The 23329-nt window shown below is 69.2% G+C and carries 24 protein-coding genes and 1 other RNA gene; 15 read left to right on the top strand and 10 right to left on the bottom strand.

All coding sequences use genetic code 11. The annotated features are described in order from the left end of the window. Positions 1–171 precede the first annotated feature (171 nt). Entirely contained in the window at positions 172–1065 is an 894-nt protein-coding gene (locus HNP73_RS17700) for an ABC transporter permease (protein ID WP_246399931.1), read from the top strand. 20 nt (positions 1066–1085) lie between these two features. Here the strand turns inward: HNP73_RS17700 and HNP73_RS17695 are convergent, their stop codons facing one another. Next, positions 1086–2219 carry a winged helix-turn-helix domain-containing protein gene (locus HNP73_RS17695; RefSeq protein WP_184152920.1) on the bottom strand — a complete coding sequence of 378 codons (1134 nt, stop codon included), beginning with the start codon at positions 2217–2219 and terminating at the stop codon, positions 1086–1088. Between the two features lie 56 nt (positions 2220–2275). On the opposite strand from HNP73_RS17695, the gene HNP73_RS17690 reads away from it, so the two are divergent. From HNP73_RS17690 to HNP73_RS17675, 4 genes are all read left to right on the top strand, one after another. Further along, complete coding sequence (locus tag HNP73_RS17690; protein ID WP_184152917.1) at positions 2276–3112, top strand: ABC transporter permease; 837 nt, start codon at positions 2276–2278, stop codon at positions 3110–3112. A 41-nt stretch (positions 3113–3153) separates the two neighbouring features. Continuing rightward, a complete protein-coding gene (locus HNP73_RS17685; protein WP_184152914.1) occupies positions 3154–4143 on the top strand; it encodes an ABC transporter substrate-binding protein in 990 nt (329 codons plus the stop codon). A 115-nt stretch (positions 4144–4258) separates the two neighbouring features. Next, positions 4259–5317, top strand: a complete 1059-nt coding sequence (gene speB, locus HNP73_RS17680; protein WP_184152912.1) for an agmatinase — start codon at positions 4259–4261, stop codon at positions 5315–5317. Further along, the gene (locus tag HNP73_RS17675; protein WP_184152909.1) at positions 5314–6819 is read left to right on the top strand and encodes an AMP-binding protein; all 1506 of its coding nucleotides are present in this window, start codon (positions 5314–5316) and stop codon (positions 6817–6819) included. Before speB ends, HNP73_RS17675 begins: the two co-directional genes overlap by 4 nt. 24 nt (positions 6820–6843) lie before the next feature. Here the strand turns inward: HNP73_RS17675 and HNP73_RS17670 are convergent, their stop codons facing one another. After that, positions 6844–8388: a winged helix-turn-helix domain-containing protein gene (locus tag HNP73_RS17670; protein ID WP_184152906.1), complete on the bottom strand. Its 1545-nt coding sequence runs from the start codon at positions 8386–8388 to the stop codon at positions 6844–6846. A gap of 103 nt (positions 8389–8491) precedes the next feature. Here HNP73_RS17670 and HNP73_RS17665 point away from each other — a divergent pair, with 103 nt between their 5' ends. Further along, positions 8492–9313 (top strand): class I SAM-dependent methyltransferase, encoded by an 822-nt coding sequence (locus HNP73_RS17665; RefSeq protein ID WP_184152903.1) that lies wholly within the window; start codon positions 8492–8494, stop codon positions 9311–9313. Between the two features lie 7 nt (positions 9314–9320). Here the strand turns inward: HNP73_RS17665 and HNP73_RS17660 are convergent, their stop codons facing one another. Genes HNP73_RS17660 through nudC form a run of 3 tightly spaced genes read right to left on the bottom strand, consistent with a single transcriptional unit; the run spans position 9321 to position 12383 of the window. After that, positions 9321–10970, bottom strand: coding sequence for a Na+/H+ antiporter (locus tag HNP73_RS17660; RefSeq protein WP_184152900.1), 1650 nt, complete (start codon positions 10968–10970; stop codon positions 9321–9323). Positions 10971–11026: 56 nt separating this feature from the next. After that, positions 11027–11377: an MliC family protein gene (locus HNP73_RS17655; protein WP_184152897.1), complete on the bottom strand. Its 351-nt coding sequence runs from the start codon at positions 11375–11377 to the stop codon at positions 11027–11029. A 43-nt stretch (positions 11378–11420) separates the two neighbouring features. Continuing rightward, positions 11421–12383 (bottom strand): NAD(+) diphosphatase, encoded by a 963-nt coding sequence (gene nudC, locus HNP73_RS17650; protein ID WP_184152894.1) that lies wholly within the window; start codon positions 12381–12383, stop codon positions 11421–11423. Positions 12384–12411: 28 nt separating this feature from the next. Here nudC and HNP73_RS17645 point away from each other — a divergent pair, with 28 nt between their 5' ends. From HNP73_RS17645 to HNP73_RS17635, 3 genes are all read left to right on the top strand, one after another. Next, entirely contained in the window at positions 12412–13167 is a 756-nt protein-coding gene (locus tag HNP73_RS17645; protein WP_221288811.1) for a glutathione S-transferase family protein, read from the top strand. A gap of 59 nt (positions 13168–13226) precedes the next feature. Beyond that, the gene (locus HNP73_RS17640; RefSeq protein ID WP_184152891.1) at positions 13227–14597 is read left to right on the top strand and encodes a glutamate--cysteine ligase; all 1371 of its coding nucleotides are present in this window, start codon (positions 13227–13229) and stop codon (positions 14595–14597) included. A 103-nt stretch (positions 14598–14700) separates the two neighbouring features. Continuing rightward, the gene (locus HNP73_RS17635) at positions 14701–14949 is read left to right on the top strand and encodes a hypothetical protein (RefSeq protein ID WP_184152888.1); all 249 of its coding nucleotides are present in this window, start codon (positions 14701–14703) and stop codon (positions 14947–14949) included. A 166-nt stretch (positions 14950–15115) separates the two neighbouring features. On the opposite strand, the gene HNP73_RS17630 is transcribed toward HNP73_RS17635, so the two are convergent. Then, positions 15116–15502 carry a globin domain-containing protein gene (locus tag HNP73_RS17630; RefSeq protein WP_184152885.1) on the bottom strand — a complete coding sequence of 129 codons (387 nt, stop codon included), beginning with the start codon at positions 15500–15502 and terminating at the stop codon, positions 15116–15118. Between the two features lie 109 nt (positions 15503–15611). Then, the gene (locus HNP73_RS17625) at positions 15612–16484 is read right to left on the bottom strand and encodes a prephenate dehydratase (protein ID WP_184152882.1); all 873 of its coding nucleotides are present in this window, start codon (positions 16482–16484) and stop codon (positions 15612–15614) included. 150 nt (positions 16485–16634) lie between these two features. Here HNP73_RS17625 and HNP73_RS17620 point away from each other — a divergent pair, with 150 nt between their 5' ends. The 3 genes from HNP73_RS17620 (at position 16635) to yihA (ending at position 19084) form a co-directional block, all read left to right on the top strand. Then, complete coding sequence (locus HNP73_RS17620) at positions 16635–18128, top strand: FHA domain-containing protein (protein WP_184152879.1); 1494 nt, start codon at positions 16635–16637, stop codon at positions 18126–18128. 68 nt (positions 18129–18196) lie between these two features. Further along, positions 18197–18295: signal recognition particle sRNA small type (gene ffs / locus HNP73_RS17615), an RNA gene on the top strand. A 135-nt stretch (positions 18296–18430) separates the two neighbouring features. Next, a complete protein-coding gene (gene yihA / locus HNP73_RS17610; RefSeq protein ID WP_184152876.1) occupies positions 18431–19084 on the top strand; it encodes a ribosome biogenesis GTP-binding protein YihA/YsxC in 654 nt (217 codons plus the stop codon). Between the two features lie 4 nt (positions 19085–19088). Here the strand turns inward: yihA and HNP73_RS17605 are convergent, their stop codons facing one another. Beyond that, entirely contained in the window at positions 19089–19643 is a 555-nt protein-coding gene (locus tag HNP73_RS17605; protein WP_184152873.1) for a hypothetical protein, read from the bottom strand. After that, complete coding sequence (locus HNP73_RS17600; protein WP_184152870.1) at positions 19644–20147, bottom strand: hypothetical protein; 504 nt, start codon at positions 20145–20147, stop codon at positions 19644–19646. Positions 20148–20228: 81 nt separating this feature from the next. Between HNP73_RS17600 and argB the strand changes: the two genes are divergently transcribed. The 3 genes from argB to HNP73_RS17585 are packed head-to-tail and all read left to right on the top strand — an operon-like array spanning position 20229 to position 22287. Beyond that, on the top strand, positions 20229–21125 hold the full coding sequence (gene argB, locus HNP73_RS17595; protein WP_184152867.1) for an acetylglutamate kinase: 897 nt from the start codon (positions 20229–20231) through the stop codon (positions 21123–21125). Then, positions 21125–21799 carry a ferredoxin gene (locus HNP73_RS17590; RefSeq protein WP_184152864.1) on the top strand — a complete coding sequence of 225 codons (675 nt, stop codon included), beginning with the start codon at positions 21125–21127 and terminating at the stop codon, positions 21797–21799. Before argB ends, HNP73_RS17590 begins: the two co-directional genes overlap by 1 nt. Then, positions 21787–22287 (top strand): SixA phosphatase family protein, encoded by a 501-nt coding sequence (locus tag HNP73_RS17585; RefSeq protein WP_184152861.1) that lies wholly within the window; start codon positions 21787–21789, stop codon positions 22285–22287. Before HNP73_RS17590 ends, HNP73_RS17585 begins: the two co-directional genes overlap by 13 nt. 4 nt (positions 22288–22291) lie before the next feature. Here the strand turns inward: HNP73_RS17585 and fghA are convergent, their stop codons facing one another. Then, the gene (fghA, locus tag HNP73_RS17580; RefSeq protein WP_184152858.1) at positions 22292–23119 is read right to left on the bottom strand and encodes an S-formylglutathione hydrolase; all 828 of its coding nucleotides are present in this window, start codon (positions 23117–23119) and stop codon (positions 22292–22294) included. Between the last annotated feature and the right edge of the window lie 210 nt (positions 23120–23329).

Below are 23329 nucleotides of genomic sequence, written 5' to 3'. Positions count from 1 at the left end.
GGGTAAGCTCCGAATGAGATCTCCTGGCGTCTCTTTCCGCCCCCTTCGCGACGCGCGGATGGCAATTGCGTGTCACTTACGTGACGAGCCTCGCCGGCTGACCACGCGTCAGGATGGACGGATCGCCGATTGCTGCTAACCTCCGCGCCGGACCGATCGGCGGGAGACGGAATGCGGGGGGCAGCAGGCGGGATGCGGCAGAGCGCGGTGGTGCCGGTCCTGACCGTCGTCGCCGCGATCGTCGTGCTGTGGTATGGCCTTGCGGTCGTGCTGAACGCCCAGTGGGCGCACGATCAGGCGGCGCGCGACGGGCGGACCCTCGGCGCGCGGGCGCTCGTGGTCGAGACTCTCGGGCAGGAGCGCCCCAAGCTGCCGGCACCGCATCAGGTGGTGGCGGAGCTCTGGAAGACGACCGCGACCGTCCCCGTCTCCTCGAAGCGCAGCCTCGTCTATCATGCCTGGGTGACACTCGCGGCGACCCTCGCGGGCTTCGGTCTCGGCGCCGGGCTCGGGGTCGTGCTCGCGGCGCTCATCGTCCATGGCCGGACCATGGACGCCAGCGTGATGCCATGGGTGATCGCCAGCCAGACGGTGCCGATCCTCGCGATCGCGCCGATGATCATCGTCGTGCTGAACTCGGTCGGCGTCACCGGGCTGCTGCCGAAGGCGATCATCTCCATGTACCTGAGCTTCTTCCCGGTCGTCGTCGGGATGGTGCAGGGACTGCGCAGCCCGGAGCCGATGCTGCTCGACCAGATGCGCACCTGGAACGCGAGCCGCTGGCAGGTCTTTCTGCGCCTGCGCTGGCCCGCCGCGCTGCCCTGGCTCTTTGCCTCGCTGAAGGTGGCGGTCGCCGCGAGTCTCGTCGGCGCGATCATCGGCGAGCTGCCGACCGGGGCGGTGGCGGGTCTCGGCGCGCGGATGCTCTCGGGCAGCTACTACGGGCAGACCGTGCAGATCTGGGCGGCGCTCGTCATGGCGTCGATCTGTGCGGCGGGCCTCGTCGGGCTCGTGGCGCTCGTCGAGCGGCTGGCCTTCGCGGCGATGGGAGGGCGGCGGACATGAGCCGCCAGCCACACGCCGCCTCAGGGGCCGAACTGGAACGCCTCGAACCGGCCGAGCGCCGCCTCGATCCGAGCCTGATCGCCGTCGCGGGGCGCGTCGATCCAGCTCCACTGCTGGATGAGAAGCGTGCGGTTCGCACGGTCGGCCTTGGTGTCGATGATCGCCGCCACCCGGTCGCCCACCAGCACCGGCAGGCCGAAGTAGCCGTATCTGCGCTTCGCCGCCGGTACATAGGCCTCGAACCGGTGGGCGTGGCCGAAGAACTGCTCCAGCCGGGTCCGCTGGATGACGAGCGGGTCGAAGGGCGACAGCAGGTGAACGGCGTCCGTCTCCGGCAGCGCCTCGGAGAGCGCTTCGGGTGTCACCCAGTGCGGCTTCAGCCCCTCGATCGTCACCGGCACCAGCAGGCGCCGGCGGACGCGGGCCTCGATCAGCGCCGCCATCGCCTTCTTGCGCGGCGCGTCCATGTAGCAGGCGGAGTCGATGCTGATGACGCCCTGCGCGCGGATCGCGCGGTCGAGGAGGTAATCGAGCGTCTGGCCTTCGGTCGCGATCCGCGGCCGTGGCGGCCAGCCGAAATGCCGGTCTGTGAGCTCGTATGTCTTCACCATGCCCGCGCGGGCGCTGACCGTGAGCTGGCCGCCGAAGAAGCCGTGTTGCAGCACCCGCTTCGATGGCTTGCGGCTCGCCCAGGGGTGGGTCTTGTCGACGAGGACGTCTCCGTCGATGTCACGGATGCTGAGCGCGCCCTCACGGCGGATGCGGCCGAGCATGGTGCGAAGCTCACCCGCGTCGATGTCCCTGAACCACGCGGACGGAGTCTCGCGGTGGGCGCGCATCGCCGCCATGTGGTGCCGGTAGTCCCGCGCCGGAATGTAGGCGAGCGCGTGCGCCCAGTACTCGAAGACCGACTTCTCCACGCTCTGGGCCTGAACCAGATCGCCGCGCGCATAGGCCGGGATGCGGCTCCAGAGGATATGATGATGGGCGCGCTCGATGACGTTGATCGTGTCGATCTGGACGTAGCCCAGATGCTCGATCGCGGCGCGCGTGGCGCCCGCGCCGACGCCGAAGGGCTCGGCGGTGTCGAGCCGCTGCGCCCGGAGCCAGAGGCGCCGCGCGTCGGGCAGGGAGATCGTCCGTGGCTTCGGCATCGCACGCTGTCCTTCGGAACCAAGGGGATAGTCCATCCGGCCCGGGAGGCAAGCCGATGATGGTGGCGACGGGGGTCCTCGTCTGGATCGGCGGCTGGCTCCTCAACATCTGGCTGGCGGCGAGGGCGACGACGTTCTGGACACGCCTGCTGCCGCCGCTGGTCTTCGGCGCGACGCTGATCGTGCTCTGGGAGATCGTGGTTCGGGCGTTCGACGTCTCGCCGGTCCTGCTGCCGGCGCCGAGCGCGATCTGGGCGCGGATCATGACGAGCGGGCCGGTGCTTCGGGCGGACGTGATGCAGACCGTGGTGAAGGGCGCGTTCTCTGGCTACGCGATCGGCTGCGGCGCGGCGTTTCTCGTCGGCATCCTCGCGGACCGGGTGCCGTTCCTGCGCCGCGGGCTTTTGCCGGTCGGTGGCTTCGCCTCGGCGCTGCCGATTGTGGGCCTCGCGCCGATCATGGTGATGTGGTTCGGCTTCGACTGGCAGTCGAAGGCGGCGGTCGTTGTTTTCATGGTGTTCTTCCCGATGCTGGTGAACACCGTGCAGGGGCTTGCGAGCGCCGATCCGATGCAGCGGGACCTGATGCGGACCTATGCGGCCGGCTACTGGCCGACGCTGCTGAAGCTGCGGCTGCCCGCGGCCGCGCCGTTCCTGTTTAACGGCTTGAAAATCTGCACGACCCTCGCTTTGATCGGGGCGATCGTGGCGGAGTTCTTTGGCTCGCCCACGCTCGGCATGGGCTTTCGCATCTCGACCGAAGTGGGCCGGCTCGCCCTCGACATGGTCTGGGCGGAGATCGCGGTCGCGGCGCTGGTGGGCTCGGCGTTTTACGGCGTCGTGGCGCTTCTGGAGCGGTGGGTGACATTCTGGCACCCGTCGCAGCGGCGCTGAAGGCCCCTCCGGCGACCGGTCCAACGTGGGAGCATCTAGGCATGACAAAGACGTGGTTCGCGCTCGCCGGGGCCTCCGCCCTGGCGCTATTCGCCTCCGGTGCCAGTGCCGAGGAGGTGACGCTGCAGCTGAAATGGGTCACGCAGGCGCAGTTCGCCGGCTACTACGTGGCGCAGGACCAGGGCTTCTACGAGGAGGAGGGGCTGGAGGTCACCATCAAACCAGGCGGCCCGGACGTGGCGCCGGCGCAGGTGATCTCCGGCGGCGGCGCCGATGTCGTCGTCGACTGGATGCCCTCGGCCCTCGCCGCGCGCGAAAAGGGCCTGCCGCTCGTCAACATCGCCCAGCCGTTCAAGCGCTCGGGGATGCAACTCACCTGCCGCAATGACTCAGGGGTCACGGCGACCAAGGACTTCCCCGGCCACACGCTCGGCGTCTGGTTCGGCGGAAACGAGTATCCGTTCTTCTCGTGGATGTCGAAGCTCGGCATCCCGACCGACGGCAGCCCGCAGGGCGTCACCGTGCTGAAGCAGGGCTTCAACGTCGATCCGCTCTTGCAGAAGCAGGCGGCCTGCATCTCGACCATGACCTACAACGAGTACTGGCAGGTCATCGACGCCGGGATGAAGCCGGAGGAGCTCACCGTCTTCAAGTACGAGGATGAGGGCGTGGCGACGCTCGAGGACGGGCTCTACGTGATCGAGGACAAGCTGAAGGATCCGGCCTTCGTCGAGAAGATGGCGAAGTTCGTCCGGGCCAGCATGAAGGGCTGGAAGTGGGCTGAGGAAAACCCCGACGACGCCGCGATGATCGTGCTCGACAATGACGAGACCGGCGCGCAGACCGAGCATCACCAGAAGCAGATGATGGGCGAGATCGCCAAGCTCACCGCCGGGACGGACGGCACGCTTGATCCGGCCGACTACGAGCGCACCGTCGAGACGCTTCTGACGGCGGGCTCGGACCCGGTCATTACCAAGAAGCCCGAGGGGGCGTGGACTCACGCGGTCACGGACGTGGCGTTCAAGTAAGGGCGGCCGGCGCGGGACGGGCAGCGCGTCCGTCCCGGCGAAGGCCGGTTGCCGAAGGTCGCCCCGGCCGGATGGTCCGGGTCCGGGGCGCGCGACTGAGAAATGGGAGACGTTGATGGCCTGGAGCCAAGAGGACCTGGAGCGGCTGAGGGCGCGTTACGCCGATGACCCCGGCGGGCGGATGCACGATCCGAAGTTTGCACGGGTTGCCGAGCGCGTGTTCAGTCGCGGCGCCCGGCCGGCCCCCTACGTGGGCGTTCCGACCTTCCTCACGGCGCCGTTCCGGCAAGTCAATCCTGAGTCACCGGACTTCTCCGGCCTCGACGTGGCGATCAGCGGCGTGCCCATGGACCTCGGGGCGGGCAACCGTTCCGGCACCCGTTTCGGGCCGAGGGCGGTCCGGACGATCGAGCGGGTCGGGCCGTACCACCATGTGCACGGCGTGACGCCGATCTACGACCTGCGGGTCGCCGACGTGGGCGACGTGCCGTTTTCCAGCCGCTACGACATCGCCGCGAGCCATCGCGAGATCGAGGCGTGGGTGGCGGCGATGGTGGACGCGGGCGTGGTGCCGCTGTCGGTCGGCGGCGATCACTCGATCACCTATCCGATCCTGCGGGCTGTCGGTCGCGACCGCCCGGTCGGCCTCGTCCACATCGACGCGCATTCCGACACCGGCGGCCCGTTCGACGGGCTGCGCGAGAACCACGGCGCGCCGTTCCGCAACGCGGTGCTTGCCGGCGTGCTCGATCCGACGCGGACGATCCAGATCGGGCTGCGCGGCGCGTCGGAATACCTCTACGAGTTCGCGACCGAGTCCGGCATGACCTGCATCCACGCGGAGGAAGTCGACCTCATCGGCATCCCGGCGATCATCGCCAAGGCGCGCGAGGTAGTGGGCGATGGTCCGGTCTATCTCTCCTTCGACATCGACTCGCTCGACCCGGCCTTCGCGCCGGGGACCGGCACGCCGGAGATCGGCGGGCTCACCTCGCGCGAAGTGCAGGCGATCCTGCGCGGCCTCGCGGGCATCGACATCGTCGGCGGCGACGTGGTCGAGGTGGCGCCCGCCTATGACGCCACCACCAACACCGCCCATGCCGGCGCCCAGATGCTCTTCGAGATCCTGAGCCTCGTCACCGTCAGCCCGCGCTTCCGGAAGGCCGTGCCGTGAGCGGGAATGCCAATCTCTTCGCCCGGCTGGCGTCCGGGTTTCCCGCCGACCGCTCGCGGGAGTTTCTCGAGGCGGAAGACGGGTCGAAGCTGACCTTTGCCGAACTCCTCGACCGGGCGGGGCGCATCGCGTCCCTCCTCGTCGCCTCGGGCGTGGAGCCGGGCGACCGGGTGGCGGTGCAGGTCGAGAAGTCGGTGGCCTCCATCGGGCTCTATCTCGGCGTCTTGCAGGCAGGGGCGGTCTACGTGCCGCTCAACCCGGCCTATACGCCGGCGGAGCTCACCCACTTCATCGGCGACGCCGAGCCGAAGGTGATGGTCTGTGATCCGGCGAGCGAAGGCGCGATCGCGCCGCTGGTCGGCAAGGCCTGGCTCTTCACCCTCGGACCGGCGGGCGAGGGAACGTTGCTCGCGCAGGCCGCGAAGCTTCCCTCCGAGCGGGACGTGGCGGCGCGGTCGGGGGACGATCTCGCGGCGATCCTCTACACCTCCGGCACCACCGGGCGCTCCAAGGGGGCGATGCTGACGAGCGACAATCTCTGGTCGAACGCCACCACCCTGCACCGGTTCTGGGGCTTTCAGCCCGAGGATGTGTTGGTCCACGCGCTGCCGCTCTTCCACACCCACGGGCTTTTCGTCGCGCTGAACGTCATGCTGCTGAACGGCGGGCGGATGGTCTTCCTGCCGAAGTTCGACCCTGAGCGGGTGATCGGTCTCCTGCCGCGCGCGACGGTGATGATGGGGGTGCCGACGTTCTACACCCGGATGCTGGCGAGCCCGAGCCTGACGCGCGAGGCAACGGCCGGCATGCGGCTCTTCATCTCCGGCTCGGCGCCGCTGCTCGCCGCGACCCACGAGGCTTTCGAGGCGCGGACCGGCCAGCGGATCCTTGAACGCTACGGCATGACCGAGACCTCCATGAGCACCTCGAACCCCCTCGAGGGCGAGCGGCGCGCAGGCACGGTCGGGCCTGCGCTGCCCGGGGTGGAGGCCCGCGTCGCCGACGCGGAAGGCGCGATCCTCGGGCCGGAGGAGACCGGCATACTCGAAGTGCGCGGCCCGAACGTCTTCAAGGGCTACTGGCGCCTGCCGGAGAAGACCGCCGAGGAGATGCGGGACGGCGGCTGGTTCGTGACCGGAGACGTGGCGCGCATCGCCGCTGACGGCTACGTGACGATCGTCGGGCGCGCGAAGGATCTCATCATCACCGGCGGGCTCAACGTCTACCCGAAGGAGGTGGAGACCGCCCTCGACGCGCTGCCCGGCGTGGTGGAAAGCGCCGTCGTCGGCGTGCCGCACCCGGATTTCGGCGAGGCGGTGGTGGCGGTCCTGACGGTCACCGGGGATCCGGGCGACGTGGTGGCGATGCTTCGCGAGCAGCTTGCGGCCTTCAAGCTCCCCAAGCACGTGGCCGTGGTCGACGAGCTGCCAAGGAATGCCATGGGCAAGGTGCAGAAGAACCTGCTCCGCGAGCGCTTCGCCGGGCTGTTCGGGCCTGCCTGAGCATCTGACGCGGGGGTGGTTGCCTCAGAACCCGCTTCGCGTCAGCCCGAGGACCAGCCGCGCCCGGGTCTCCGGGTCGGCGACCGGCAGCGCCTCGAGGAAATAGCGCTGATCAGCGTCGTGCGCCGATCGCCGGGCGAATGCCGCCCAGCGGCGCGCGGCGCGCTCTTCGTCGGCGAGCGCGTGGCTTGCCGCCGCGATCATCGCGATCACCACGTGGGCGCGCGGCGTTCGTGCCGCGGCCTCGGCGTGGCGGGCGGCCTCGGTGAAATCCCCGGCGGCGACCCGCGCGAGCGCCTTAGTGGCGCGCATGGCGTAGAGCAACGGGTCGAGGGGTGAGAGGCTGATCGCGGTGTCGGCCTCGGCCTCGGCACGCCAGTGCCGCCCTTCGAGCGCGTCGACGAGGCCGCGCACGTAGTGGCCCTGTGCGTAGTTCGGACTGAGCTCGGTCGCCCGCTCGAACCACGGCATCGCCCCGGCCAGGTCGCCCTCCAGCCAGAAGCTCCGCCCGAGGTTGAAGTTGACGAACGGATCGAGCGGATCGAGCGCCATTCCGCGCTCCGCCGCGCCACGTGCCGCGCGGATCTCGGCCGGGCGGTCGGGGACGTGGTGCAGAAAGGCGTTCTGGAAGTGAACGAAGGCGAGCCCCGCGTGCCCGCGCGCCATCCCGGGTTCGAGCGTCACCGATCGGCGGAACAGCCGCTCCGCCGCCACGTTGCCTTCGCGGGTGTAGAGGTGCATCTGCGTGAGGCCGAGGTGAAAGGCCGACCAGGCGTCGAGGTTCTCCGCCGGTTGCCCCTGCGCCAGACGCGCCTCCGCGCCTTGGATCCGGGCCTCGAGGGTGACCGCGGTCACCCGGACGATCTCGGCACGCACCGCGTGCACGTCGTCGAGTGGTCGCTCGAAACGATCGGCCCAGACGACACCGCCGGTCGCGGTGTCGGCAAGTTCCACGGTCACGCCGAGGCGCCGCGATGCGAGTTCGACCGTCCCGGTCAGGCAGTAGCGCACCCCGAGGCCGCGCCCGACGGCCGCCACGTCCGGCGCCGGCCCGCGAAAGCGAAACGACGAGGCGCGGGCGATGACAAAGAGCGAGCGCAGTCGCGCCAGAGCGACGATGATGTCCTGCGCCAGCGCGTCCTCGAGTCCCGGCGCGCTCTCGCGCTCGCCGATCCGCTCGAACGGCAGGACGGCGATCGACGGCGGCCGGCCGGCCGTGTGCGTGGCGTCGGGGTCTGCCTCGGCAACCCGGGTGGCGCTCGAAGCGATGACCGCGCCGCGGAAGCGGAAGCCTCGGCCGCGCACCGTCTCGATCCAGGTCTGAGCCGTGCCGCTGTCGCCGAGGGCGTGTCGCGCGGACTTCACCGCGGTGGCGAGCGTCGCCTCGGAGACGATGCGCCCGCGCCAGACCGCTTCGATCATCCGGTCGCGGTCGATGACCCCGCCGGCGCTTTCCACGAAGAGCCGGAGGAGATCGAAGACCAGCGGCTCGATCCGCACCGGGACGCCCGCCCGGGTGAGGCGGAATTGCAGGGTGTCGAGCTGGAAGTCGCCGAAGCCGTAGATCACCGTCCGAGCCCCCGGACACTCCCCAAGGTATCCTCAGCCGCTCCTCATGCACAAGCGCGCGGTCCGGAGCAGTGTCGCATCCATTGAAACAAGGAGTGATTCGATGACCGACCAATCAGTTCCGAGCATTGACCTGACCGCGCTCAAGACCCGGCAGCAGGCGACGTGGGCCTCGGGCGACTATGCCATCGTCGGCACCACGCTGCAGATCGTGGGCGAGCGGCTCTGCGAGACGATCGACCTGCGATCAGGCGCGCGCGTCCTCGATGTGGCGTCCGGCAACGGCAACGCCGCGCTGGCCGCCGCCCGGCGGTTCTGCGCCGTCACCTCCAGCGACTACGTTCCCGCCCTTCTCGCGCGTGGCAAGGCTCGCGCGGCCGCCGAGGGGCAGGACGTGGAGTTCCGGGTGGAGGACGCGGAGGCGCTGAGCTTTCCCGATGCGAGCTTTGACGCCGTGCTCTCGACCTTTGGCGTGATGTTCACCGCCGATCATGCCCGCGCGGCGGCCGAGCTCATGCGCGTCTGCCGGCCGGGTGGCGTCATCGCCATGGCGAACTGGACGCCGGAGGGCTTCATCGGCCAGATGTTCCGCACCATCGGCGCCCACGTCGCCCCGCCTCCCGGCGCGAAATCGCCGGCGCTCTGGGGCACGCGTGCGGCACTCGAGACGATGTTCGGCGCCGGCGCGAGGTCGATCGAGGTGCATCCGCAGACGTTCGTCTTCCGCTACCGCTCGCCGGAGCATTTCGTCGATGTCTTCCGCCGCTGGTACGGGCCGATGCTGAAGGCGTTCGAGGCGCTTGGCGACAAGTCCGCGGCACTCGAGGCCGATGTCCTCGGGCTGCTGCGTGCCGCGAACCGGGCGGACGACGGCACGCTCGTCGTGCCCTCGGACTACGTGGAAGTCGTGATCCGCAAGGCCTGAGCCGGGTTCAGAAGCTCTGGGTCAGCCGCGTCTCGGCCTGATCCACCTCGGAAACGAGGCGGCGCACGAGGGCGTCGGAGAGCTTCCGCTCGCGGCCGAGGCGGTAGTAGGTCGCGCGCTCCGCACGAAGCGCCGCGAGGCGGAGGTCGCGGTCGATCGCCAGCGTGCGGCGCACCTCCTCGGCCTCGTCCCCGGTTTTCGCCATGCCGTCGATCCGGGCACGGTAGAGGTCTGAAAGCCGGGCGGCCGCTTCCATCCAGGTGACGGTCTTCGCCGAGACGGAATGCTCGTCGTGCGAGACCTTCTCGATGGAGTCGATCGCGGCGAGCGCCGCCGCCTTGCGGGCGCGGCGCTCGAAGCGCTCGGCGTCGTCCTCGTGGAACGGACCGAAGTCCTTGAGCAGCCATGGCAGGGCGATGCCCGCGGCGGCAATCGACAGGATGACGACCCCCGCGGCCAGCGTGATCGCCTGATCCCGGGCGGGGAACGGCCCGCCGTTCAGTTCGAGCGGCAGGGTGAGGATGCCGGCGAGGGTGATCGACCCCCGCACGCCCGCGAACGACACGATGAGCAGCGTCCGGACCCCCGGCATCGGTCCCGGGTTGCGGCGAAACGGCCTGACGCGGAGCGACACCCAGACCCAGACGAAACGCAGCAGGACGAGCGCCAGCGTGATGACGACGATGTGCACGACGAGAAGCGCCGCCCCCCAGCCATGAACGCCGTCCATCGCCGCGGCCGTGTTCCGGGCGATCGTCGGAAGCTGCTCGCCGATCAGCACGAACATCGCGCCGTTCAGCCCGAACTGCACCATGTCCCAGACCGCGATCCGGCGCATCCGGGTGCCGGGCAGGGCGCGGCCGGACTGCTCGACATAGGCCATGGCGACGCCGGCGGCCACGGCGGCCAGGATCCCCGACGCGCCGATCGCCTCGGCAAGCAGGTAGGCGCCGAACGGCATGAGCAGGCTCATGAGGATCTTCGAGCCCGGGTCCTCTCCGAGCCGGACCGCGATCAGGCCCTGCGCCCTGGTCACGGCGAAGGTCGTCGCGACACCGGCCGCGACGCCGGCCACCACCAGCCACAGGAAGGTGCCGGAGGCCGAGAGCAGGGAAAAGCCGCCCGTCACCATCGCGGCGACGGCGAAGCGCATGCAGACGAGGCCGGAGGCGTCGTTGAGGAGCGACTCGCCCTCGAGGACGTGCAGGAGTCGCGGCGGCACCGGCGCCTTGCGCAGGATGGCGCCGACCGCGACCGGATCAGTGGGCGAGAGTACGGCGGCGAGCGCGAAGGCGACCGGCAGCGGCATCGCCGGGATCATCCAGTGGACGAGGAAGCCGAGCCCGAGGACGCTGAACACCACGAGCCCGAAGGCGAGGTCGGCGATTTCGCGGAAGTCGCGCACCAGCCCGTCCTTCGGGATGCGCCAGCCGTCGAGAAACAGCAGCGGCGGCAGGAACAGCAGGAAGAACACCTGCGGGTCGAGCTGGAGCCCGAGCCCGGAGCCGCTTGCCATGACGGCGCCCGTGGCGATCTGCACCAGCGGCAGCGGCACGTCGACCGGCAGCGCGCGCGCGAGCCAGCCGCTGACCACGACCGCGAGCATGAGCAGGAGCGAGGCGACGACGACGTGCTCCACCGGGGCCTCCGACGGCATGGGCGCTCGCGGGTCTGCGCCGATTGCGCCACCGGCGCAAGCCCCGGGCGCGCGTGTCAGCGCGCCTTGCAGTTCCGCAGGATCATCGTCTCGTCCGCGTCGTCATGCGCGAGGAAGCCCTCCTTGCCCTTCACGTGCCAGACGAGGTTCGACCCGTCGATGGAGGTGTAGCGCACGCCGGATCCGGTGATGCCGGCCTTCAGGACATCGAGCTTCGCAGCGTGGACCAGCACCGCGTAGGAGTCGCCTTCCGGCGTGTTGATGTAGGCAACCGGCAGATGCGCCCCATCCTCGCAGCGATAGTGCACCGTCACGGTCTCTTCAGCGAAGGCCCCCGCGGCAAGGGCCGTCAGAGCGAAAGCGGAAACGGTGGAAGCAGCGGCGGCGCAGGCGATGCGGCGAAGCATGGGGAGCAGGTCTCCGGGCCTGAGGGGTCAGTCGCCTGAGGGGTCAGTCGAGGGCGTCCGAGAGCCAGTGGTCCAGCAGGAACCGCGCGATCGAGCCGGCGCGGGCCGGGCGCATCGTCGGGTCGTGCCCGGCGATCGAGGCGGCGATCGCTTCGCGGCTGACCCAGCGGGCATCGTCGAGTTCGGCGGGGTCGAGCGTGATCTCGCGCCCGGTCGCGATGCCGCGGCAGCCGATCATCAGGCTCGACGGGAATGGCCAGGGCTGGCTCGACAGGTAATCGACCGGCCCGACCGGGACGCCGGTCTCCTCCGCGACCTCGCGCCGCACGGCGGCTTCGATCGATTCGCCGGGCTCCATGAAGCCCGCGAGGAGCGAGTACATCCCTTCGGGCCAGCCAGGCGAGCGTCCGAGCAGGACCGAGTTTCCCGACAGGATCAGCATGATCACCACCGGATCGGTGCGGGGGAAGTGCTGCGCCCCGCAGGCCGGGCAGGTGCGGCGCCAACCGGCGTCGGCGGCCTCGGAGCGGGTGCCGCAGTTGGCGCAGAAACCATGGCTCTGGTGCCAGCCGAGAATGCCCTTGGCCGCCGCCGCCGTTCCGGCTTCCGCGGCGTCGAGGGTGGCCATGTTGGCGCGGAGATCGCCGAAGCCGAGGCTCGGGTCCAGGTCCGGGTGCTGCACCAGCGGCACGGCACCGAAGCCTTCGACCGGCGTGGCGTCCGGGTCCCAATCGAGGATTTCACAGGCGAAGCAGGGGATGCCGTCGTCGAGGCCGAGAAACACCCGCGGCTCGCGCGCCTCCCCGAACAGCGGATCGTCGAGCGACCGCCAGCCGAGGGACAACGCGCCCTCGTGAGCCGCGAGCAGTGGCCGGCCGCGCCAGAGTGCAAGGCCACGCGCCCTCGGGTCGGCCGCGAGCGCGGTCTGGGCGGCCTGATCGCCCCGCAGCCGCGAGGCCCGGTCGATCCGCCCCCCGGCGAAGGTCACCGCTTCGGCGTCGCGCATGGAGTTCCCCCTCGTCCCGGAAAGAGCTATGCCGCAATCGTCGGGGAACGGCAATCAGCGGACGCTTGCGTTTCATGCCGCCGAGGCGCTCAGTGCTGTCATGACCCTGACCCTGCATTTTCATCCGCTCTCGTCCTTCTGCCACAAGGCGCTGATCGCGGCCTACGAGCTCGATGTTCCGTTCGAGCCGCTGATCGTCGACCTCGGCGACCAGCCCGCGCGCGACCGACTGGCGCAGATCTGGCCCCTGCAGAAGGTTCCCGTCCTGGTCGATTCGGAGCGCGGCGCGACCGTGGCCGAGTCGACGACGATCATCGAATACCTCGACACCTTCCACCGCGAGGCCGGGCACCGCGGGCTGGTGCCGAAGGATCCCGATCAGGCGTGGCAGGCGCGGATGTGGGACCGCGTCTTCGATGGCTACGTCGATCTGCCGATGCAGTCGATCGTCGGAAACGCTCTCCGGCCCGAGGGCGAGCGCGACGCTTACGGCGTCGCCATGGCGCAGGCGACGATCGCAAAGGCGTACGCGTTCCTGAGGTCGCAGATCCGGGGTCCGTGGATGCTTGGCGACGCCTTCACGCTGGCCGACTGCAGCGCGGCGCCGGCGCTGTTCTATGCCGAGCTCGCGCAACCGTTCGGCCCGGAGGACGCGCCGCTCGCCGCCTACCTCGACCGGCTGAAGCGGCGCCCGTCCTTCGAGCGGGTGCTGGCAGAGGCGGAACCCTACTTCGGGTTGTTCCCGCTGCCCGGCAAGCCGTCAAGGTTTCCGACCTCAGGCTGACTTGCCTTGTCCCGGTCGTCCCGCTACGCATTCGGGCGCTTCGAGCTGGAGACTATTTCATGTCGATCCCACAGTCCGGCGGTGGTCTTATCGAGCACCGCGATCAATTGGCGGAATATCTTGCGTCGGGCTGCAAGCCGCCGGAGGATTGGCGCATCGGTACCGAGCACGAGAAGTTCGGCTACGGTCTGGAGAACCTCCTGCCGCTCCCCTACGACGGCGACTGCTCGATCAACGCCATGCTCGAGGGCCTGCGCGACCGCTTCGGCTGGGAAGAGATGCGCGAGGCGGGCAAGCTCATCGGCCTCACCAAGGACGGCGCCAACGTCAGCCTCGAGCCGGGAGGCCAGCTCGAGCTCTCCGGTGCCCCGCTCGAGACCATCCACCAGACCTGCGACGAGGTGAACGTCCACCTCCGCGAGGTGAAGGAACTTGCCGACGGCATGGGCGCGGGCTTCATCGGCCTCGGCGCCGCGCCGATCTGGACCGAAGCGCAGATGCCGGTGATGCCGAAGGGGCGCTACGCCCTGATGACCCGCTACATGAAGTCGGTCGGCAGTCACGGCACCCAGATGATGTATCGCACCTGCACCGTGCAGGTGAACCTCGACTTCGCCTCCGAAGCCGACATGGTGAAGAAGTTCCGCGTCTCCCTCGCGCTCCAGCCGATCGCGACGGCGCTTTTCGCCGCCTCGCCGTTCTTCGACGGCCGGGTCAACGGCTGGCAGTCGTGGCGGGCGCGCATCTGGCAGGACACCGATCCGGCGCGGACCGGGATGCTGCCCTTCGTCTTCGAGCCCGGCATGGGTTTCGAGCGCTACGTGGACTACGCCCTCGATGTGCCGATGTACTTCGTCTACCGCGACGGCAAGTACATCGACGCGCTCGGCCAGTCGTTCCGCGACTTCCTCGATGGCCGCCTGCCGGCGCTGCCGGGCGAGAAGCCGACGCTCTCGGACTGGGCGGACCACCTCACGACGATCTTCCCCGAGGTGCGGATCAAGAAATTCATGGAGATGCGCGGCGCGGACGGCGGCCCGTGGCGCCGACTTTGCGCGCTGCCGGCGATCTGGGTGGGCCTGCTCTATGACGGGGCCGCCCTCGATGCGGCCTGGGACATCTGCCGCGACTGGACGGCGGAAGAGCGCGATCAACTGCGCTACGACGCCGGCCACCTCGGTCTGCGCGCCGAGATCCGCGGCCGCAGCCTGCGCGACGTGGCCCGTGACGTGCTCGCGATCGCCGAGGGCGGTCTCAAGGCCCGGGCTCGGGCGGGGGCAGGCGGGCTCATTGCCGACGAGACGCACTTCCTGAACGCGCTGCACGAAATCGTCGCCTCAGGCCAGACTCCGGCCGACGAGATGCTCCACCGCTACCACACGGACTGGGACGGCGACCTGTCGCGAATCTACAGCGAGTACAGCTACTGAGCGGTCATGGGATCGCTTTTTTTGCCTGGGTTTCACGCGCTGCTTACGATGGCGTAACGGCTCCGGATGCAAGGTCCGTGTCAACCGCACGGAGATGACGACCATGACCAGTTTTGCCATCGTTCCCACCCCGCCCGCGAACCGCGTTCCGATTCGGGCCGCGGTCCTCGATCTTCTCGCGCTTGCGGCGCCACGCCCTGCGGCACTCGGCGGGCCCAGCGAGGAAGAGGCGGAGTTTCTCGAGACGCTCCGGCGCATCGTCGCGCGGAGCGCCGCCGAGGAGCTTCTGGACAAATACCGCGCGCCGGTGAGCGACGCCCGCGCCAGGGTCTTCGCCAGGTACCGTGACTGACCGGGGCGAAGGCCAGACGGAAGTATGGTTAACGGCGAAGGCCCCCTGATTCGATCGTAGGCCCGTACCGCCGACTCCGGCAGCGCCACCTTCCGACAGGGTTAATGGCAGCCGTCCGGCAGCGACGGAGCGAGATGACCTCCGCATGCCCGGCTGCGGCGGGAGATCAGTCAAAGCCGCCGCGCTCTATCATCCGTGCGGCGAAGTCGTCATAGGCTGAGCGCCACGCCTCCTGCAATTCACAGGTGAAGTGGTCTCCCAGAGTCTCGCCGAGCGTGACGAGCAACGCGGCGCCGACCGCAGGGAAATGCTCCGCGCGCACCCCGATCCCGCGATGTGCCTGAGCGAGACCGTCAAGGGCCCGCGCCAGTTCGGCATCGTCGTTAAGAAGCTCCGCGATCACCGCGAGGGTCGTCATGAACCGCATACCCTGCCCGGCGAGATCCGAGCGGAACAGCCGGCGCAGGTCCGGCGCGAGCACGAAAAGATTGTCGTAGAACTGACTCGATGCGGGAAGCACCCGGGCGCGGATCAGGACAAGACTGTCTGTCACCAGTCGTTTCTGACGATCATCTGTCACACCCGCCTCCCCATTCGGGAAAAGCGTGACATGTCCGATGGCCCGGCCCCTTGATCTGGCGCAAGCTTGGAATGCGTCGCCGTCAGGCGGGGTGCGGCTCGGCCTCGAGCGGAACCGGCGGTTGCGCGTCGCGGAACGGGTCGCGCGGGTAGACGCCGAGAACCTGCAGCTGGCTGGTGAAATACGCGAGCTCGTCGAGTGCGCGGCGGACGCGCGGCTCGTCGGGATGGCCTTCGATGTCGGCATAGAACTGGGTCGCGGTGAAGTGACCGTTCAGCATGTAGCTCTCGAGCTTGGTCATGTTCACGCCGTTGGTGGCGAAGCCGCCCATGGCCTTGTAGAGCGCCGCCGGGATGTTGCGCACCCGGAAGACGAAACTGGTGATCGCCTCGCGCTCCGGGGTGGGGGCGGGCTCGGGCGACATGACGAGAAAGCGCGTGGTATTGTTCGACTGGTCCTCGATCTGGCGCGCCAGAACGTCGAGCCCGTAGATCCCGCCGGCAAGCTCGGAGGCAAGCGCCCCGAGGCTGCGGTCGCTCTGCGCCGCGACGGCCTCGGCCGATCCGGCGGTGTCGGCGCCGACCCGCGACTGAATGCCGCGCTCGCGCAGGAAGCTGCGGCACTGGCCGAGCAGCACCGTGTGGCTCATGGCCGTGCGGATGTCCTCGATCCGGGTTCCGGGCAGGCCCAGCAGGCTGATGTGCACCCGGAGGAAATGCTCGCGGATGATGTGCAGCCCCGATGCCGGCAGCAGGTGGTGGATGTCGGCGACCCGGCCGTAGGTCGAGTTCTCGACCGGCAGCATGGCGAGATCGGCGCGGCCGTCCTTCACCGCTTCGATCGCCCCCTCGAAGGTGTTGCAGGGCAGGCCCTCCATTCCCGGGAACACCTCGGCGCAGGCCTGGTGCGAATAGGCGCCGCGCACGCCCTGGAACGAGATCTTGCCGGTTTGCATGGGATTTTGCCTCGGGAGTCTAGCCGGGGCGGGGTATGGCAGAATCCCGCGCGGTTGGAAAGCGCAGGCCGCGATCATGGCCGATTGACCCTTGCGCCTCGGAGGGCGCGCCCGGCTAATGGGAGCCGTCGAGCCGCAAGGGAGTGCGTCATGTCCGATTTTCCAGAAGGCGCCAGCCGGCGCGACCTCCTGATCGGCGGGGCAGCCCTCGCGGCCGCTCAGGGCTTTGCGACCGTCGCGTTCGGGCGGAGCGGCGCGGCACCGGTCGCGGAGCTTGCCGAGGCCGACATGGTACTCGCCGAGGCCGGGGCAGCGAACGCGCCAAAGGTCGGGGCGAAGGAGGGGCTGAAGGCTTCGGCTTACCTCTCCTCCGATGACCCGTTCGTCGCGCAGGACGCCGATCTCGCGCGGGCGGTGCAGGAACTGAAGTCTGACCGCCGCTTCTCGGTGCTCGACCTCGAAGGGCGGACGATCGCGCTCGACCGCACGCTCGACATCGACGACGGCGACGGCAACCCGTTCTCCAAACCCCTGAAGATCGTCAACGGCACCCTCATCCCGTCCGACAAGTGGCAAGACCCGGATGCGCCACTCGTGCGCTTCTTCTCGAGCTCGAAGCAGCGTGTCGCGCGCTGGGGGCTCGAAGGCATCAAGATGAAATGTCTGAACCGCGCGTCGGCCATCTTTATCGACGGCGGCTACGTCAACATGCGCTTCCGCTTCCTCGATCTCGACGACCCGGCGCGCTTCGGCATCCGCACCCGCGTCGGCGACTCGACCGGCAGCGACCTCCGGGTCGAGCACTGCGACATCACGTCGAATTCCGCCGACAAGCTCGCGAGCAAGCGCGTGCTGATCGGGCTCGATCTCTCCAGCGACAACGACGGCAAGGTGTTCGGCAACCGCATCCAGAAGGCCCGGACGGCGATCAAGGGGCCGATCGGCTCGTTCATGATCTCGCACAACCACTTCTGGCAGGGCTCGGACGTCGGCCTGCCGCGCACCGACCGGACACCGGTCCTGCACTTCGGCGCACGCTCGACCAACATCGTCGCGGTCAACTACATCGACAACGGCGTGACCGTGCTCGAAGAGGGGCTGGGCGGCAGCGGCGAGACCCGGACCATGGGTTTCTGTCAGTTCATCTCCAACATCTTCACTCTCGCGGAGTCGGACGAGAAGGGCACCTATATCTCGATCAAGCCCGCCGCAGCCGGCCGTGGCCTCGCGAACATGATCATCATCGGCAACCAGATCCGCAACATCGGCAGCAAGGGCGAGAAGGTGACACGGCCTTTCTCCGTCGATACGTCCGCCGGCGGGCACGTGAACACCGCGCTCGGCTCGAACATCCGCATCGAGGACAATTACTTCTGGGGCAAGGTGCAGCCGCAGTCGAGCCGGGTGGAGAAGTTCATCGAGCTCACCGGCAAGAAATCCTACCCGGTGGACGTCACCGGCCAGACGCCGTTCGATCTTGACGCGGACGTGGTGACCCAGATCGGCGTGCGCGCCGAAGCCGACCCGGGCAGCGTCTGGTACAAGCGCGCCGCCGGACGTCGTGGCACGCTGCAGGTGGCAAATCCGGTGAACGGCAAGGTCTACCTCGCGCTCACGGTGAACGCCGCCGGGCTTTTCGGCTGAGGCGTGCGCGCCGGGAGCGCCCGCGTCGGGGACTTGTCGGGGGCGGTGCGCCCGCGTATATGCACGGGCGAGAGGTTGGCGCGGGCAGGCGCTCCGCCAACCCGGTCAGGTCCGGAAGGAAGCAGCCGTAACGGGTCCCGCTTGGGTCGTCGTCCAGCCTCTCGCCTCCTCCCGCCCTCGACGCTCCCGGCTCATCCGGGACTTGCGACCTCCGGTCCCGCAGGGGCAGGTGCAATTCGCGCGGCGCCGCTGATCGCTGGCGCTCTCTCCCCGGCCGCGGCCGCAACGCAGGATCGACCGTCATGAGCCGCAGCGTCTTCACCGAGGCCCCCGAACCCGATGCCGCGGCCGCCGAGGCAGGACGCCTGCTCTTTGCCGGGCCGGTCACGTTCCTCAAGGGCGTCGTCGACATGTCGGGCCTGCCACCGGCGGATCGGCTCGAAGTCTGCTTCGCCGGCCGCTCGAATGTCGGAAAGTCGAGTCTCATCAACGCGCTGACTGGCCGAAAGGCGCTCGCGCGCGCCTCGAACACGCCGGGCCGCACGCAGGAAATCAACTACTTCACTCTGGGTGACAGCCGCTATCTGGTGGACCTTCCCGGCTATGGCTTCGCCGAGGCGCCAAAGCCGGTCGTGGCGCGCTGGCAGGAGCTGATGCGCTCCTACCTCGCCGGCCGCGTCACCCTGCGCCGGGTCTTCCTGCTGATCGACGCCCGCCACGGGCCGAAGGCGGTGGACGGCGAGATCATGACATTGCTCGACCGCTCCGCCGTCACCTTTCAGGCAGTGCTCACCAAGGCCGACAAGCCGAATGCCCGCGACCTCGCTGCGGCCATCGAGGCGACGAAAACCATGCTCGGCAAGCACCCGGCCGCGTTCCCCGAGATCGTCGTGACCTCGTCGGAGACCGGCCGGGGGCTCGCGACGCTGCGCGCCATCGTCGCGGAGCTCAGCTGAGGGCTCAGAGCCGCGTGCGCGTCGTTGCCATCGGTGCGACGAATCCGGCTTCACGCGCGATCGCCATCGCCTCGTCGAGCGCGCCCTGACTGGTGAACGTGCCCACGTAGAGCCGCCGGCCAAGCGTTGGCGCCCCGGTGCCGCGCGTGCCGTAGCCGAGGCCGCGGAAGAACCGCGTCACCTCACGCTCATCCTCGATTCCGGTGACGATCCCGACATGCACGACGGTCGGGCGGATCGTCGCGCCGCTGTTGACGACCTGATGCCCGGCAAGGCGCGCGGCGAGTTCCGGCAGACCGTCGAGATCGGCGGAGGACGTGCGGCACCCCTCCTTGATCAGGAGCCGCGCCGGGCGCGACACCGGTCCCGGCACCATGGGTGCGGGATTGTCGTCGCTGCCGAATGCGTTCGCCGGATAGGTGCGCACAGCCCGGTCGTAGGACTGGAAAAGGGCGAGGCAGGTGTCGGGATCACCCCGGGATGGCTGGTCGGCCAGTATTCCGGCGGAACAGCCGCCCAACATGACGAGCAGGACACCACCTGCAATTAGACTCCGCATTCAGAACCTCGCTGGATAGGCGTGGGTGAAGCCGGCGCTCCGCGCGAGGGCGAGCGCCGCGTCGAGGGCGCCCCGCGTGGCGAACGGCCCGACGTAGATCCGCCGACCCAGGGCCGCGCTGCCGATGCTCGTCGCGCGAAGGCCGTGGCTCTCAAAGAACGCCCGTGCGGCGGCGTCGTCGGACATCGAGGTGACGGCGCCGGCATGGATGCGCACCGGCGGCACGAGGCGCGGACCGCTCTCGACGATCGGCGCCGTTGGCGCAGCGTCGAAATTCAGTTCGCGCGACAGGCTGATGCAGCCGTACTGCCGGATCGCGCTGGTGATCCGTTGCAGTTCCGGCCGGATCGTCGGCTGGTCGCGACGCGGCCCGGCAGTCGACATGGTGGCCTCGATCAGATCGAAGCGCTCGAACAGCGAGACGCAGTCCGTTGGTGCCGGCGGCGGCACACCAGTGCAGGCGACCAGGCCCGCGAGGACCGCCAAAGCGGCAATGCTGCGCAAGACCTGCCTCCTTGTGCCAGCGCGCGAGGGGTAGTATCCGGCGGTCGCGCCGCGGGCGCAAGCGCGCGACAGGGGAGAGCCATGAACAAGCCCACCGCCCACACCCGTGACTGGATCGCCACCGCGCGGACGCTCTCCGAGGCGCTGCCCTATCTCCAGCGCTACGACGGCTCCACCATCGTCATCAAGCTCGGCGGCCACGCCATGGGCAGTGACGAGGCGATGGAGCAGTTCGCCCGCGATGTCGTGCTCATGAAGCAGTGCAACGTCAATCCGGTGATCGTCCACGGCGGCGGGCCGATGATCAACGACATGCTGAAGCGGCTCGACATCCAGTCCGAGTTCATCGACGGCAAGCGCGTCTCCGATGCCGCCACCGTCGAGGTGGTCGAGATGGTCCTCGCCGGCAAGATCAACAAGCACATCGTTCAGGCGATCAACGCCCAGGGCGGCAAGGCGATCGGGCTCTCGGGCAAGGACGCGAACCTGATGATCTGCGAGAAGGACATCACGATCGCCGAGCGCGACGGCGAGCGGGTGACGATCGACCTCGGCTTCGTCGGCAGGCCGGTCGAGATGAACCCCGAGATCCTGCGCAGCTTCCTCGGCTCCGATTTCATTCCGGTCGTCGCGCCGATCGGCGCCGGCCGCCACGGCGAGACCTTCAACGTCAACGGTGACACGGCGGCCGGCGCGATCGCCGCCGCGATGAAGGCGGACCGCCTGCTGCTGCTGACCGACGTCGCGGGCGTGAAGGGCTCGGACGGCACGGTGCTGACAACGCTTTCCGCCGACCAGGTCCGGGAACTGACGGCCACCGGAGTGATCGCTGGCGGCATGATCCCGAAGACGCAGACAGCGCTTGACGCCATCGACGGCGGGGTCCGCGCCGTCGTCATCCTCGATGGCCGTGCGCCGCATGCCGTCCTTCTCGAGCTCTTCACCGCGCACGGTGCCGGCAGTCTGATCCGCGGTTGATGGCGGCCCTCGGCGTCGCCGGGGTCGACGCCCGCGCGGCGCGGGACGGCCTCACCGTCCTTGGTGCGTTCCATCCCGAGCCCGCCGACGACGCGCCCGCCGGGACCGGCACTCTTCTGCTCCTCGGCCCGGATCCCGCCGGTTTCTGGCCGCTGTTCGAGGCGAGCCCGGAGTTTGCCGACAGCGCGGCCAATCCGCTCGACCGCTGGTCGGCGCGGGTGGTCGGCGCCATGGCGGCGGAGGTCGGCGGGACGGCGGTGTTTCCGTTCGGCGGGCCGCCCTACGCGCCGTTCCTTGCCTGGGCGCGGCGCAGCGGGTCGGCGTGGAGCTCGCCGGTCGGGCTGCTGGTGCACGCGCGGCTCGGGCTTTTCGTCTCCTTCCGCGGTGCGCTGGCGCTGCGGGGGCGGCTCGCGCTGCCGGCTGCGGCTGCCTGTCCCTGCGACGGTTGCGCTGCTCCCTGCCGCGATGCGTGTCCGGCCGGGGCGCTTGGACCCGGCGGCTACGATGTGCCGGCCTGCCACGCCTGGCTCGATACCGCCGCAGGCGTTTCGTGCTTTCAGACCGGCTGCGCGGTGCGCCGGGCCTGTCCGGTGGGTGAGACGCGGCAGCCCGCCGCGCAAACCGGCTTTTATATGACAGCCTTTCATGGCAGGCAGGAGGTATGCGACGACTGATCCTGATGCGCCACGCCAAATCCAGCTGGGCGGATCCCGGCCAGCGTGATCACGACCGGCCTCTCAACAAGCGCGGCCGGAAGAGCGCCGTGCTGATCGGTGCGTGGATGAAGGCGAACGGCTTCCTGCCGGATGTGGCACTGGTATCAAGTGCCCGGCGCACGCAGGAAACCTGGGCGGGGATCGTGTCGGTCACACGGGCGGCGCCGACAACCTATCTGCCCGAGCTCTATCACGCCGGGCCGGAGGCGATGCTCGCTGTGCTGCGGGCAGCGCCTGACGTGGGAACGGTGCTGATGCTGGGACATCAGCCGGGGGTGAGTGCCTTTGCCTGCCGGCTCCTCGCCGAGCCACCCGGTGACGAGGGCATCGTGAACTATCCGACGGCGGCGACGGCGGTCATCGGCTTCGATGTGGACGGTTGGGAGGCGGTCGGCTGGAAAGCCGGCCGCCTCGTTGATTTCGTGATCCCGCGCGCGCTCGAGTGAAGCCTCAGCGCAGGTTCTCGGCGTGCCAGCGGACGTGGTCTTCCATCACCGACGCCACGTAGAAGTAGCTGTGGTCGTAGCCCTCGATCATGCGGAACTCGAAGGGCTGGCGCCGGGCGGCGGCGGCGGCGACGAGTGCCTCGGGCTTCAGGAGGTCGAGGAACTGGTCGGCCGATCCCTGGTCGATGAGGATCGTTCCGGGGTAGCCGCGCTCCTCCATCAGGATCGTCGCGTCGTGCGCCCGCCACTTCGACTCGTCGGGGCCGAGGTAGGCCGCGAACTGCTTGCGGCCCCAGTCGGACTTGGTGGGGTTGGCGATCGGCGAGATGGCCGAGACCGAGCGGTAGTTCTCGGGGAAGGACATGGCGAGGGTCAGCGCGCCGTGGCCGCCCATGGAGTGGCCGGTGATGCCCTGGCGGTCGCGGTCGAGCTGGAATTCGGAGAAGACGAGCTCGGGCAGCTCGTGGCGTATGTAGTGCCACATCTGGAAATTGGCCGCCCACGGGGCTTCGGTGGCGTCGACGTAAAAGCCGGCGCCCTGGCCGAGGTCATAGGCCTCATCGTTCGGCACGCCCTCGCCGCGGGGGGAGGTGTCGGGGAAGATCAGCGCGATGCCTTCCTCGGCGGCCCATGCCTGCGCGCCCGCCTTGGTCATGGCGTTCTCGTGGGTGCAGGTAAGGCCGGAGAGATACCAGAGCACCGGGACCTTGCCGTGTTCTGCTTGCGGCGGCAGGTAGACCGCGAAGGTCATCTCGCATTTGCAGGCCTCCGAGGCGTGGCTGTAGACGCCCTGGACCCCGCCGAAGCTCCTGTTTTCCGAAACCGTCTTCATCTTGCCCCCTCCGGATTCTCGAGTCGGCGCCATAGGGCAGGGGGTGGAGGGCGGCGTCAACTGCGACGATGGCAGGACTGGTGCTCCGTAGACGTGGGCGCGCGAGCTGCTCTTTCAGGTCAAGCGCCTGAAACTCCTGACAATTGCGGTTTCGGTTCAGGGAATCTCGAGAGAGGTTGACCGGCATCGGGCGGGGGATCGCCGCCCGAT

The sequence above is a fragment of the Amaricoccus macauensis genome, from assembly GCF_014201905.1.
Classification (GTDB): Bacteria; Pseudomonadota; Alphaproteobacteria; order Rhodobacterales; family Rhodobacteraceae; genus Amaricoccus; species Amaricoccus macauensis.
This window is presented reverse-complemented; position numbering and strand designations above follow the sequence as displayed.